The following is a 13044-nucleotide window of genomic DNA, read 5'->3' as shown; positions in this document are numbered from 1 at the left end:
GCAGCTGACCACCGGATATGGCGGTAAAGGCACAAAGTGCCACATCATCGAGGACGTGCCACGTGGCATTCGGGACACGCAGCAGCTGGTGGCTGACGATCGGGCGTTTGCGCAGGCGGCGGCGCGTGCGCAACGCGGCCACGCTGGGCCTCGTCATCCTCGGGCCCATCCTCGCCCTCGTCACCTTCCTCGTGCTCGGCCCGCTCGACCAGCAGTCGGGCGTGCTGTCACTGCGACTGGTGCTGCTGGCCGACCTTGTCTATGCGCTTGTGGTCGCGGCACTGGTCCTGTCGCAAATCGGACGGCTCATCGCCGCGCGCCGCGCCAAATCCGCAGGCTCCCGACTGCACCTGCGCCTCACCGGCGCCTTCGCGCTGCTCGCACTGATCCCGACGGTGACCGTGGCGATCTTTGCCGGGCTCACCCTCAATATCGGTCTCGAAGGCTGGTTCTCCGACCGGGTCAGCCGCGTGGTCGGTGCCTCCCTCGCCGCCGCCGAAGCCTACGAAACCGAACAGCGCAGCGACCTGATCACCGACGCCCGCGCACTGGCGCGCTATATCGACGACGTGCGCGCGCTGAAAACCGTGGGCGACCGCGAGGTCCTGACCGATGGTCAATTGCAGGTCCAGCGTGGCCTGCGCGAGGCCTACCTGATCGACGGCACGGGCGAACTGCGCGCACGCGGCAACCGCTCCTACCTCTTTGACTTCGAAAAACCGGCGCAGGACCTGATCGCACAATCCATCGAAACCGGCGGTCTGGTGATCGAGGACTGGGCGAACAACGAATTTCGCGCGCTTGTCCCCCTGGCCAGCTTTGTGGACCGGTTCCTCTATATCAGCCGCGAGGTCGACGGCGAAATCCTGTCACTGCTGGATGAAACGCAGGAAACCGTGCGGCTCTACCAGCAACTCGAAAGCGACCGGGGGCGGGTGCTTTTTGACTTTGGCCTGCTCTATTTCGGCTTTGCTCTGGTGCTGATCCTTGCCGCAATCTGGCTGGGGCTGTGGTTCGCCGAACGGCTCTCCGGTCCCGTGGGCCGGCTGACCGGCGCGGCCCAGCGGGTCGGCGCGGGCGATCTCGACGTGCAGGTCCGCGAAGAAGAAGGCGACGACGAAATCGCCATGCTGGGCCGGTACTTCAACCAGATGACCAAGCAGCTCAAGGGCCAGCGCGAAACGCTTTTGGCGAACACCCAACAGATCGAACGCCGCCGCAGGCTCTTTGATTCGGTGCTGTCCTCGGTGACGTCGGGCGTGGTGGGGGTCGATCCCGAGGGCCGCGTGACCTTCGTAAACAAATCGGGTGCGCGCCTGCTTGACTGGCAGGAAGACCGCGAAACCGTGCCGCTGTCCGTGGCCGTTCCCGAATTTGCCGCGCTCTTTGCCCTCTTGCGTGCAGGGCCCGAAGAGGTTGCGCAGGGCGAGGTCAAGGTGACGCGCAACGGGCGGCTGGAAAACCTGCTGGTGCGCATGGCGACACGGCGCAACTCCGATGGCGCGCTGGAAGGTTACGTGCTGACCTTTGACGATGTCACCGATCTGGTCAGCGCCCAGCGGATGGCGGCATGGGGCGACGTCGCCCGCCGCATCGCCCACGAGATCAAGAACCCGCTGACCCCGATCCAGCTCAGCGCCGAGCGCATCAAGCGCAAGTTCGCACCCAAGCTCGGCGACGACAGCGACAGCCTTGAACAGATGACGGATGTGATCGTGCGACAGACGGGCGATCTGCGCCGCATCGTGGACGAGTTTTCGAAATTCGCCCGCATGCCCGAACCCGACCGTCAAAGCCACGATCTGGTCGCCATCGTGCGCGACGCGGTTGTGTTGCAACGCGCGGGCCAGCCTGACGTGACATTGGTGGATGATCTGCCGGATCATCCGATCCTGGGCGATGTGGACGCCACCATGATCTCGCAGGCGTTGACAAACTTGATCAAGAACGCGGGCGAAGCCATTGAAACCCTGTATGAAAAGGGCCCCGTGCCCGAGGGTCACACACCGCGCATTGCCGTGGCGATGGGGGTTGGTGGGCGCGGCACGCAGATCACGATTTCCGACAATGGCATCGGCCTGCCCGAGGATCGCGCGCGGCTGTTTGAGCCTTACGTGACCACCCGCGACGAGGGCACCGGCCTTGGCCTGCCCATCGTCAAGAAGATCATCGAAGAACACGGGGGCACGCTGACCCTCGATGACGCGGCCCCGTTCGAGGGCCACACCCATTATGGGGCCATGGCAGTGATCACCTTGCCCGTGGCAACAGCACATGTTGAGCAGGAGGAAGCGGTATGAGCGATATCTTGATCGTGGATGATGAACGCGACATTCGGGAACTGATCTCGGATATTCTCGAGGACGAGGGCTATGCCACGCGGCTTGCGGGCAATTCCGATGACGCGATGGCGGCGATCAACGCGGCCGAACCGGCGCTGATCATTCTGGATATCTGGCTCAAGGACAGCCGCATGGACGGGATCGACATCCTCAAGGCGGTCAAGCGCGACAATCCCGGCGTGCCCGTGGTGATCATTTCGGGCCATGGCAACATCGAGATCGCGGTGGCGGCGATCAAGCAGGGGGCTTACGACTTTATCGAAAAACCCTTTAATATCGACCAGTTGCTGGTCGTTATTCGTCGCGCGATGGAGACAAGCCGCCTGCGCCGCGAGAACAGGTCGCTGCGCCGCCCCGAGGCCGCGCAAGCCAAGATGATCGGCACCTCCGCCAGCTTCCGCGGGCTGATCTCGCAGCTGGACAAGGTGACCAAGTCGAACGGACGCGTGATGCTGACCGGGCCTGCGGGCTGCGGCAAGGAAGTGGCCGCGCGCTATATCCACGCCAACTCTAACCGCGCCGATGGGCCGTTTGTGACGGTGAACTGTGCGGGCGTTGCCCCTGAAAACATGGAAGAAGTTCTCTTTGGCCGCGAGACGCCCGAGCGCGGCGTGGAGCCCGGCCTGCTGGAACAGGCGCATGGCGGCGTGATCTATTTCGACGAGGTCGCGGACATGCCCGTGGGCACGCAATCCAAGATCCTGCGCGTGCTGGTTGATCAGCAATTTCAAAGGGTTGGGGGAAATGACAAGGTGCGTGTCGATCTGCGGGTGATCTCGTCGACGAACCGCGACCTGCAACAGGCCATCGCCGCCGAGACCTTCCGGCAGGAGCTGTACCATCGTCTGAACGTCGTGCCGATCCCGGTGCCCAGCCTCGAGGAACGGCGCGAGGACATCCCGCTGCTGGCCGATCACTTCATCGACGAATGCAACAGCGCGCAGGGCTTGCCCAAACGCGCGCTCAGCGAGGATGCGTCGGCGTTGTTGCAGACGATGGTGTGGCCGGGGAACGTGCGGCAGCTCAAGAACATGGTGGAGCGGATCCTGATCCTTGGCGACGGCACCGGCCCGATTGACGCGCGCGAGCTGCCCGGCGCGGACGAGCCCGAGGGCGAGGAGGGGCGCGTGGTGCTGTCGGGGGCGCTGGCGACGCTGCCGCTGCGCGAGGCGCGCGAGGCCTTCGAGCGCGAGTACCTGCTCACCCAGATCAACCGCTTTGGCGGCAACATCAGCCGCACCGCGAACTTTGTCGGGATGGAACGGTCGGCGCTGCACCGCAAGCTCAAGTCGCTGGGCGTCGTCACCTCGTCGAAGGCAGGCGCGCGTGTTGCGCATCTGGATGATGAAGAGGCGCAGGCGTCGTGATCTGTCCCCGCGGGGACAGAAATTAAACGCACGAAATCAACGATCTAACCGTTAAAATCCGGTTAACGTGCCCGTACGTCCAGTTGCGCCAGCACATCGAGGCCCTGCATGTTCAGGAAATGCAGGATGTCGATAAAGACCCAGTTCTCGGCCAGCTTGTCGCCGTCGCGGCGGTAGATGTCGACCACGCGCATGTCGGCCCTGGCCCCCGAGGGCGGCAGTCCCAGATAGGGGCCGGTGCAGTCCATCGTCAGGTTCGGCCAGCCAAAGAACCCGCCATAGTGCCCCTCGGCCATGCGGCAGATATGTCCGTTGAAGGTGCGCGCGCCCAGTTGGGTGCGGAACGGGCGCTGGTGCTGTTCGATGTAGCGGTCAATCGTATAGGTCGCGCCGATGCCCGTGGGCCCCCACCAGATCATGTCGTCATGCCAGTCGCGCGCCAGCTCGTCCTCGGGTGCGGGGGGCGTGGGCAGGGCGTTGGCCGCCGTGATGGCGTCCATCATCGCGTGGATCCGGTCGAGCGTGGCCTGTCCCACCGCCGGGTCCTGATCGTCAAAGAGGAGGCCGTCATGGGTCATCGGCCCCGGTTGGACCAGTTGCGCACCGGTCATGCCCGGCAGGGGGTATTGCCCGGCCTGCGCCATCAGGTGCAGCAGATCGACAAAGAGGGCCTGTTCGACAATGCGGTCGCCCTCGACGCGCGAAAATTCGGCATAGCGGAGCATGACAATCTTGCGCGTCGGCTGGATGCCCAGAAACGGCGCATCAAAGAGCGCCATCAGATGCCCCATCGAGGCCACCCAGGTGCCGCCGCCCTCATCAAGGTGGTTGTGCCCGGCAAAGAAGATGTCCTGCCGCCGTTGTATCCGCGACATGGCCGTCAGGAAGGGCGCCCAGAATGTCGTGGCGATGGCGTCTGGCCCGGTCTGTTCGTGAAACGGGTGCATCCCGCGCCAGAACGTGTCGGGGGTCATGTGCGTGGCCAGCGCCTCTGCAACGGTATCGGGGGTGGCGCGCGCAAGGGCGGCGTGGTGGGCCTGCACGCAGGCCTTGGCACGGGAAAGATCGGTCATGGTTATCCTTGGGTGACGATCCGCAATCCGCCGTCGGTGCGGATCGCGCAGCTTGCGGCGTTCAGCCGGGGCAGGACGGGCGAGGGGCCGGGCGGTGCGGCCTTGGCCACGCCGGGCGGGCAGGCGGGCAATTCGACGGGGGTATAGCCGCGGTCGCCCATGCACTGGGCCTTGACGCGTTGGCGCAGGCCCGCGTTGACGTCGACGGAATAGACCTCTCCCGGTATCCAGTAGCCGCCGCTGGTGTGGCAGTGCCCTGCGGCATTGCAGACCTGCCTCGGGATATAGCGGGGGGCATGCTGGCGCGTCTGGTTGGCCACGGGCGCATCGCGCAGGGCGACCACGTCGCAGCGGGTGTTGTCGCGGTCCAGCTGGGCAAAGCTGACGCCCTCGGCGTAGTAGGTCGAGACCGGCAGGCAGCCGCATAAGGCAAAGGGGAGAAGGGCAAGCGCACGCATGGGCGCAGAGTGGCGAATGTGACGCGTCTTGGCAATCGCGGTTGCGACCTTTGTGGGTGACTTTGCGCAAACATTGACCGTCTGGCCGGGGTCTGTCATGGCTGTGGGCTGAGACGGGCGGCGCGCAGGCACGCCGTAACGTGGAGACAGGGATGAAGGTCATCATCTGCGGCGCAGGCCAGGTGGGGTGGCAGATTGCCCGCCATCTGTCCGGCGAACGGAACGACGTCACGGTGGTCGACAGTGACCCCGATCTGGTGCGCCGTGCCACGGATACGCTGGATGTTCAGGGGGTTGCGGGCTTTGCCAGCTATCCCGACATTCTGGACCGGGCAGGCGCGCGCGACGCCGACATGATCATTGCCGCAACCCATTCGGACGAGGTGAACATGGTCACCTGTCAGGTGGCGCATTCGGTGTTCGGCATCAATCGCAAGATCGCGCGGCTGCGCAGCCAGTCCTATCTGACGGCGATCTATTCGGACCTTTACCGCCGCGATCATATGCCCATTGATGTGGTGATTTCGCCCGAGCGCGAGGTGGCGGCGGCGGCGCTCCAGCGGCTGAGCGCGCCTGCGGCCTTTGACACTGAGCTGTTCATTGACGGGCAGGCGCAGCTGTTGGGCATTGCGCTGGACGAGGATTGCCCGGTGCTGAACACGCCGCTGCGGCAGTTGACGGACCTGTTTTCGACCCTGCGGGTGGTGGTTGTGGGCGTGCGTCGGGAAGGCACGCTTTTTGCGCCCGAGGCGTCGGACCAGCTTTTTGCCGGGGACGAGGCTTATGTGTTTGCGCATGTGGATGACGTGCCGCGCACGATGGAGGTCTTTGGCAAGACCATTGCCAAGCAGGAGCGCGTGGTGCTGGTGGGCGGCGGCAATGTCGGTCTGGCGGTGGCGCGGGCGCTGGAAAAGCGCACGACCCGCGTGCGGGCCAAGGTGATCGAGCGCAACCGCAAATGCGCGGAACTGGCCGCCGAGGCGCTGGAGCGGACGATTGTTCTGAACGGTGACGGGTTGGACGTGGCGCTGCTCGCAGAGGCGGGCGTGGCGCGGGCGGACGCGATGCTGGCGGTGACGGATGATGACAAGACCAACCTTTTGGCCGCGGTGCGCGCGAAATCCGAGGGCTGTCCCTATGCCATTGCGCTGATCAACGATCCGACGCTGGTGCCGATGATGGGGCCGTTGGGCATTGACGCCTATATCAACCCGCGCGCGACGACCGTGAGTTCGATCCTGCGCCATATCCGGCATGGGCGGGTGCGGTCGGTTTACTCAATCGGCGACGCGGATGCGGAGGTGATCGAGGCGGAGGTTCTGTCGACCTCGCCCATGGCGGGGCAGCGCATCAACGAGATCGATTTCCCCGAGGGCGTGCTCGTTGGGGCGGTGCGCAAGGGCGACAAGGTGCTCCGCCCTGTGGGCAAGACGCGCATCGACGAGGGCGATGTGATCGCTCTTTTTGCGCTGACCAAGGATGTGCCGGAGGTGGAGCGCCTGATGCAGGTGTCCATCGACTTTTTCTGATGGGCGCGCGCCCCGGTTTCGGTGCGACCGTTCTGGCGCTGCCGCTGTTCTTGTTGCTGGTGGGGATCTTTTCCGCGTCGATGCTGGTGCCGGCGGTTTACGGCGGTGTGGTGCGCGAGTTGGCCACGGCGCGGGCGTTTCTCTACAGCGGGGTGCTGGGGGTTGTTGTGTTTGCGCTGGTGGGGCTGGCCCATGCGGGGCGCGATCCGCGGCATGGGGCGCTGGGGCCTTTGGTGTCGCTTTTTTGTGCGTTCACGGTGTTGCCGGTGATCCTGGCGGTGCCGTTCCACGAGGCGCTGCGCACGACGACCTTTTTGAACGCCTATGTGGAGATGGTGAGTGCGATCACCACCACCGGGGCCACGATGTTCGACGACCCCGAGCGGCTGAACGGACCGCTGCACCTGTGGCGGGCGCAGGTGGGGTGGATGGGCGGCCTGATGATGTGGATTGCCGCCTCGGCCATTCTGGCGCCGCTGAACCTTGGCGGGTTCGAGGTAACGGCGCGGGCCGAGCCGGGGCGCAGTGCCAGCCGCGAGATCGGCATGACCGCGCCCGAGGTGCGGGTCCGCATCGCCAAGGTCGGCGCGGTATTGGTTCCCATTTACCTTGCGCTGACGCTGCTGCTGTGGATCCTGCTGGCGCTGGGGGGCGACAGTGCGCTGGTGGCGATCTGCCACGCGATGTCGATCATGGCGACCTCGGGCATCTCGCCGGTGGGCGGGTTGGAGGACACCGGCGCGGGCATGGCGGGGGAGGCGGTCATGCTGCTTTTCATGCTGTTTGCGCTGTCGCGGCTGACCTTTTCCACGGACACGGTCACCTCCGAAGGGGGTGGGTTGGCGCGCGATCCGGAGTTTGGCATCGGCCTTGCGCTGGTGATCATCGTGCCCGTGGTCCTGTTCGTGCGCCATTTCCTGGGCGCCATCGATGTGTCGGCGGAAAACGACACGCTGGATGCGGCCCGTGCGCTGTGGGGCAGTGCGTTCACCGTTCTCAGCTTTCTGACCACCACCGGGTTCACCTCGGGCTTCTGGACGGACGCGCAGGCGTGGTCGGGCCTTGAGACACCGGGCCTGTTGCTGATGGGGCTGGCGCTGGTGGGGGGCGGGGTCGCCACCACGGCCGGTGGCGTCAAGCTGCTGCGGGTGTTCGCACTTTACCTCAACGGCCTGCGCGAGATGGAGCGGCTGGTGCACCCGTCCTCGGTCAGCGGGGCGGGGCCGATGGGGCGGCGGCTGCAAAAGGACGGGGCGTTCATCGCGTGGATCTTCTTCATGCTGTTCGCCATCAGCCTTGCGCTGATCAGCATCCTGCTGGCCGCGGCGGGCACCGATTTCGAAACGGCCATCGTCATCGCGATTGCGGGCCTGTCCACCACCGGCCCGCTGCTGACCCATGGGGCCAGCGAGCCCATCGCCCTGATCGAGCTGGGCGGGGCGGCCAAGGCCATTTTCGTGGCCGCGATGGTGCTGGGACGGCTGGAAACGCTGGCGATTATCGCGCTCTTTACACCGGATTTGTGGCGCGGCTGAGGTAGGTCCGTAACGGACTGTTTTTTGGGCTGGAATCTTCGGAAACCGCGCGACATACTCGCGCCCGAGGGACGGTCTGATCCGCAGGCCTAAGCAAGAAAAAAAGGGTTACCCGACATGGCTTCGGACCGACAGAATTTGCAGGATGCATTCCTGAATCACGTGCGCAAAACCAAGGTGCCCGTGACCATTTTTTTGATTAATGGCGTTAAATTGCAAGGTGTTATCACGTGGTTCGACAACTTTTGCGTGTTGCTGCGCCGGGATGGTCAAAGCCAGCTGGTGTACAAGCACGCGATCTCGACAATCATGCCGAGCCAGCCGATCAGCCTTTACGAGGGTGAAGACGCGTCCTGATGGGTGAGTTGCCGGAGACCACCCGCGCCTGGGTGCTCCATCCCGATATCAAATCCGATCCTGACCGGCGCGAAGCGAAATTCGCGCTGGCCGAAGCCGTGTCTTTGGCCCATGCCTTGCCCGAGCTTGAGGTTGTGGGCAGCGAGATTGTGCCACTGCCCCGCGTGCGGGCCGGATTGCTGTTCGGGTCGGGCAAGATCGAGGAACTGGCGCAGCGGCTGAAAGCGGCCGAGGTCGAGCTGGTGTTGATCGACGGGCCCGTCACCCCGGTGCAGCAGCGCAACCTTGAAAAGGCGTGGAAGGTCAAATTGCTGGACCGGACGGGCCTGATCCTCGAGATCTTCAGCGACCGGGCGGCGACACGCGAGGGCGTCTTGCAGGTCGAGATGGCCGCGCTGTCCTATCAGCGGACGCGGCTGGTGCGGGCATGGACCCACCTTGAGCGCCAGCGTGGCGGTCTGGGGTTTGTGGGTGGTCCCGGCGAGACGCAGATCGAGGCGGACCGGCGTGCCATCGACACGCAACTGGTGCGGTTGCGGCGGCAGTTGGACAAGGTGGTCAAGACGCGCACGTTGCACCGTGCGGCGCGGGCCAAGGTGCCCTATCCGATCGTGGCGCTGGTGGGGTATACCAATGCGGGCAAGTCGACCCTGTTCAACCGTCTGACGGGGGCGGATGTGATGGCCAAGGACATGCTCTTTGCCACGCTGGACCCGACGATGCGGCGGGTCGAGTTGGAGGACGGGCCGGAGGTGATCCTGTCGGACACGGTGGGGTTCATTTCCGATCTGCCGACCGAATTGGTCGCGGCGTTTCGTGCCACGCTCGAAGAGGTGCTGGCGGCGGATGTGATCCTGCATGTGCGCGACATCTCGCATCCAGAGACCGAGGCGCAGGCCGAGGATGTGATGACCATCCTGGGCGATCTGGGCGTGGGCGAAGGGCGCACGATGTTCGAGGTCTGGAACAAGGTGGACCTGCTGGACGATGACGCGGCAGAGGCCGTGCGCGCCCGTGCGGCGCGCGAGGACGGTGTATTCGCGATTTCCGCCATCACCGGCGAGGGGATACCCGCGTTGCTGGATCAGGTGGCTGCGACCTTGCAGGGGGCTGTCACGCAGGAGGTTCTGGTGCTGCCCTATGCTGAGGGACGCAAGCGCGCGTGGCTGTTCGCGCAGGACGTGGTGCAGGACGAGCGGCAGGGCGAGGACGGTTTCGAGCTTGACGTGCGGTGGACCGCGATCCAGAAGGCGCGGTTCGAGGGGCTGTAGCGTCTGTTTCAGGCGGGGCGCCAGTGGCCCGGCGCGAGATCGCCCAGTGACCAATCCCCGACAGACATGCGGATCAGCCGCAAGGTGGGAAAGCCCACATGGGCGGTCATGCGGCGCACCTGACGGTTGCGCCCTTCGGTGATGGTGAGTTCAATCCAGCTGTCGGGGACGGATTTGCGCACGCGGATTGGCGGGTCGCGGTCCCAGAGGGGCGGCGGTGTCACAGCGCGTGCGCTGGCCGGTCGGGTGGGGCCGTCGCGCAGGATGACGCCCTTTTGCAAGCGGTCCAGCGCCTCTTGGGTCACGGTGCCTTCGACCTGGGCGAGGTAGGTTTTGGGGGCCTTGAATTTCGGGTCGGCGATGCGGGCCTGAAGCTTGCCGTCGCTGGTCAGGATCATCAGCCCTTCGCTGTCGCGGTCGAGCCGGCCTGCGGGGTAGACGCCGGGCAGGTCGATATAGGCCGAAAGCGTCGGGCGTGTGGAGCCTTGGGTGCCCTTGTCGGTGAATTGCGACAGCACGCCGAAGGGTTTGTTGAACAGGATCGTGGTCACGGGGTGCGGCCGGGTTTGCATATTTGTGGAACAATGAAGGGTTGGGTCATTGCAGGGGTTCGAGCCGTGTCACGCCCACGGCGGCGGCGCGGGCGAGCCCTTCGTCCAGCGACATGGGGATATATTCGCCGCGGCGCCAGAGTTGCGCGAGATCGTCGTAGTGGCGGGACAGGAAGTGGCCGGATTGGCCGGTTGCGGTGATGAACACGGATGAGTTGGGGTCGGCGAAGTCGTAGACCCCGCGGTAGCCTGCGCCGTGCACGTTGTCGAAGGGCGTGTCGCCGGTGCCGCGGGTGAGGCCGCGTTGCAGGGTGTTGTCCCCGCCCGAGGTCGATTGGCGGATGTTCACGAAGTAGCGCAGGATCGGCACGTCGCCCAGCACAGGGTGATCGTGTGTGGCCTGGTGGGCATCCCCCCAGCGCAGCGATTCCAATTGGGTGCCCCAGGTTTCGCCGATGTCGATCAACGCGTCATCGAGGGCCAGCCGGGCCATGTCGGCGCAGGTTTCGGTGGGGGCGGATTGGCGCACGTCGCACCAGATCGCGGCGCCGTCCACATCGCGGAAGGCGCGTTCGATGAAGAGCGGTTCTGCGTGGGTGAGCGCGTTGGCCATGGGGCCCAGTTCATCGCGGACCATGCGGTCCTGGAGTTTGCGCAGCCAGGCGGCGTAGATCAGCGGCTCGGGCCAGTGTTCGTTCATTTCGCCGTTCCATTCGGCGAGCAGGGCCAGCGCGCGTTGGCGTTGGCGTTCGGCGGTGCCTGCGGGGGCGGCCTCGCCGGTGAACCACAGCTCGGCCCCGATCAGCGGCAGGAGCGAGCGGGCGGTGAAGGAGACGGTGTCAAGCTGGGCTTCGATGAAGCTGTCGCGGGTGTGGACCTCGCGGGTCTGCATCAGGCGGCGCCAGCGTTGGACCCTTTGCGTGTCGCCCCAGTGAAAGCTGACATGGTTGGGAAAGGGGCGGTCGACGGTCTTGTTGTTGGTGTTGCCGAGGATGCCACCCACGGGCGAGACAAAGCCGGGGTTGGAGGCATAGGGCATGCGGCCCTGCCAGCGATTTTCGGGGCGCCATCCGAACGCGGGCATGCGCCCCTGGCTTTGATGGGCGGCGTCGCGGCGCGGGATCGCGCCGATGGTTTTCATGGCGATGCTGCCGCGGTCCACGAGGGTCAGGTTCTGGGCGGGGGCGATGTAGGCTTCGGAGGCGGTGATGGCCTCGGCCACGGTCTGGGCGCGCATGACGCCGAGGCCTGCGCTGAGGGAGGTGTCATTGGGGCTGAGCACGGTCCAGCTGAGTGCTGCGACATGGCCCGGCGGGGTGATGGTGCCGAGATCGCGGAAGCTGCCGGGCATGACGGGGCCGTTGTCCGTCCAGCGCAGGGTGAGGGTGATCGGCTGCTGGTCGGCAATCTCGATGATGGAGGCGCGGCTTTCGAACTCTTTCCATCCGTCGGGCGTGCGGTATTGGCCGGGATTGTCGGGGTTCAGCTCTTCGATCAGGACGTCCTGGTCGTCGACATAAGCGCTGGTCAGGCCCCAGCCCAGCCGTTGCGAGCGCCCGGTGAGGACCAGCGGGATGCCGGGGATGGTGCCGCCGATCACGCCGCCGCTGCGCAGTTCCAGACGCGCCAGATACCACACGCCTGGCGCGGTAAAGCCCAGATGCGGGTCATTGGCCAGCAGCGTGCCGCCCGAGGCCGAGCGCGAAGCGGCAGCAGCCCAGGCGTTGGAGGCGCCCGCGAGGCCGCGCGGTTTGAACGGCGAGAGCGGGTGCGGCGCGGTGTCCGTCACGGCAAACTGGCGGGGCGCGCCGGGTACGAGGCTGGCATATTCGGGCAGGCTGGCGATGCCGTCGCCCGGTACATCAGGCAGGATATCGGCAAGCCGCGCGGGATCGTCCAGCACCAGCGACATGCGCGCGCGCAGCACCTCGTCCGTCATGTGGCCCGACAGTTGCAGTGCCATCAGTTTGGCGATGGCCACGCTGTCCGCGGGGCGCCAGGGCGCCAGAGCCGTATTGAAAAGGAACATTTCCGGTGCGCCGCGGCCCAGGGCTTCGGCATTGATCTGGTCGAGGCGCGCGTTGACGCCCGCGGCATAGGCATCGAGTGCGCGGCGGGTCTGGGCATCTTGCGCGTCGACCGACTGCACCGCGAGGCGGTAGAGGTCGAGACGGCGCACAAAGCTGTCCACGTCGACGGTGGCGGTGCCGAAAAGCTCGCTCAGCCGCCCTTGGGCCGTGCGGCGGAGCATCATCATCTGCCACAGCCGGTCCTGGGCATGGGCAAAGCCCAGCCCGTGGAATACATCTGCGTCCGTGGGGCCAAAGACATGGGGGACATTGGCATTGTCGCGCACAATCTCGACCAGGCCGGAGATGTTGGGCACGCGCACCACGGCATCGTAATTGGGCAAGGACCGCGCGGCGAGATAATAGACCATGCCCACGGCCAGCACCGCCAGCACAATGAGCGCAGCGGTGAGCCGGACCAGCCATTGAAAGACAACTGCCATCTGCGCGCTCGTGCTCCTGTCATGTGCCGTTGACCCTTGGGCCCTGACT

General features: G+C 65.5%; 10 protein-coding genes. 6 read left to right on the top strand and 4 right to left on the bottom strand.

Annotated elements, in window-relative coordinates:
* The first annotated feature begins 62 nt into the window (after positions 1-62).
* Together Q0949_RS06735 and Q0949_RS06730 are read left to right on the top strand one after the other, a co-directional pair.
* Positions 63-2300, top strand: a complete 2238-nt coding sequence (locus tag Q0949_RS06735; RefSeq protein ID WP_299369920.1) for a PAS domain-containing sensor histidine kinase — start codon at positions 63-65, stop codon at positions 2298-2300.
* A complete protein-coding gene (locus tag Q0949_RS06730; protein WP_299369919.1) occupies positions 2297-3709 on the top strand; it encodes a sigma-54 dependent transcriptional regulator in 1413 nt (470 codons plus the stop codon). Before Q0949_RS06735 ends, Q0949_RS06730 begins: the two co-directional genes overlap by 4 nt.
* 62 nt (positions 3710-3771) lie before the next feature.
* Here Q0949_RS06730 and Q0949_RS06725 read toward each other — a convergent pair whose 3' ends face one another.
* On the bottom strand, positions 3772-4782 hold the full coding sequence (locus Q0949_RS06725) for an ester cyclase (RefSeq protein WP_299369918.1): 1011 nt from the start codon (positions 4780-4782) through the stop codon (positions 3772-3774).
* 2 nt (positions 4783-4784) lie between these two features.
* Positions 4785-5240, bottom strand: coding sequence for a hypothetical protein (locus tag Q0949_RS06720; protein ID WP_299369917.1), 456 nt, complete (start codon positions 5238-5240; stop codon positions 4785-4787).
* Between the two features lie 152 nt (positions 5241-5392).
* On the opposite strand from Q0949_RS06720, the gene trkA reads away from it, so the two are divergent.
* The 4 genes from trkA (at position 5393) to hflX (ending at position 9932) form a co-directional block, all read left to right on the top strand.
* Positions 5393-6769 carry a Trk system potassium transporter TrkA gene (gene trkA, locus Q0949_RS06715; RefSeq protein WP_299369916.1) on the top strand — a complete coding sequence of 459 codons (1377 nt, stop codon included), beginning with the start codon at positions 5393-5395 and terminating at the stop codon, positions 6767-6769.
* The gene (locus Q0949_RS06710) at positions 6769-8304 is read left to right on the top strand and encodes a potassium transporter TrkG (RefSeq protein ID WP_299369915.1); all 1536 of its coding nucleotides are present in this window, start codon (positions 6769-6771) and stop codon (positions 8302-8304) included. The genes trkA and Q0949_RS06710 overlap by 1 nt, the downstream gene beginning before the upstream one ends.
* Before the next feature lie 117 nt (positions 8305-8421).
* Positions 8422-8661 carry an RNA chaperone Hfq gene (hfq, locus tag Q0949_RS06705; protein ID WP_007119530.1) on the top strand — a complete coding sequence of 80 codons (240 nt, stop codon included), beginning with the start codon at positions 8422-8424 and terminating at the stop codon, positions 8659-8661.
* On the top strand, positions 8661-9932 hold the full coding sequence (gene hflX, locus Q0949_RS06700; protein ID WP_299369914.1) for a GTPase HflX: 1272 nt from the start codon (positions 8661-8663) through the stop codon (positions 9930-9932). The genes hfq and hflX overlap by 1 nt, the downstream gene beginning before the upstream one ends.
* Positions 9933-9940: 8 nt before the next feature.
* Here the strand turns inward: hflX and Q0949_RS06695 are convergent, their stop codons facing one another.
* Together Q0949_RS06695 and Q0949_RS06690 are read right to left on the bottom strand one after the other, a co-directional pair.
* Positions 9941-10483 (bottom strand): pseudouridine synthase, encoded by a 543-nt coding sequence (locus tag Q0949_RS06695; RefSeq protein WP_299369913.1) that lies wholly within the window; start codon positions 10481-10483, stop codon positions 9941-9943.
* 46 nt (positions 10484-10529) lie between these two features.
* Positions 10530-12995: a penicillin acylase family protein gene (locus Q0949_RS06690; RefSeq protein ID WP_299369912.1), complete on the bottom strand. Its 2466-nt coding sequence runs from the start codon at positions 12993-12995 to the stop codon at positions 10530-10532.
* Positions 12996-13044: the final 49 nt, after the last annotated feature.

Source organism: uncultured Tateyamaria sp., assembly GCF_947487805.1.
In the GTDB taxonomy this organism is placed as follows: domain Bacteria; phylum Pseudomonadota; class Alphaproteobacteria; order Rhodobacterales; family Rhodobacteraceae; genus Tateyamaria.
This window is presented reverse-complemented; position numbering and strand designations above follow the sequence as displayed.

Excerpts from the sequence above, each read along its gene's own strand:
- Q0949_RS06730 (WP_299369919.1), top strand. The coding sequence starts at position 2,297 with ATGAGCGATATCTTGATCGTGGATGATGAACGCGACATTCGGGAACTG.
- Q0949_RS06725 (WP_299369918.1), bottom strand. The coding sequence starts at position 4,782 with ATGACCGATCTTTCCCGTGCCAAGGCCTGCGTGCAGGCCCACCACGCC.
- Q0949_RS06720 (WP_299369917.1), bottom strand. The coding sequence starts at position 5,240 with ATGCGTGCGCTTGCCCTTCTCCCCTTTGCCTTATGCGGCTGCCTGCCG.
- trkA (WP_299369916.1), top strand. The coding sequence starts at position 5,393 with ATGAAGGTCATCATCTGCGGCGCAGGCCAGGTGGGGTGGCAGATTGCC.
- Q0949_RS06710 (WP_299369915.1), top strand. The coding sequence starts at position 6,769 with ATGGGCGCGCGCCCCGGTTTCGGTGCGACCGTTCTGGCGCTGCCGCTG.
- hfq (WP_007119530.1), top strand. The coding sequence starts at position 8,422 with ATGGCTTCGGACCGACAGAATTTGCAGGATGCATTCCTGAATCACGTG.
- hflX (WP_299369914.1), top strand. The coding sequence starts at position 8,661 with ATGGGTGAGTTGCCGGAGACCACCCGCGCCTGGGTGCTCCATCCCGAT.
- Q0949_RS06690 (WP_299369912.1), bottom strand. The coding sequence starts at position 12,995 with ATGGCAGTTGTCTTTCAATGGCTGGTCCGGCTCACCGCTGCGCTCATT.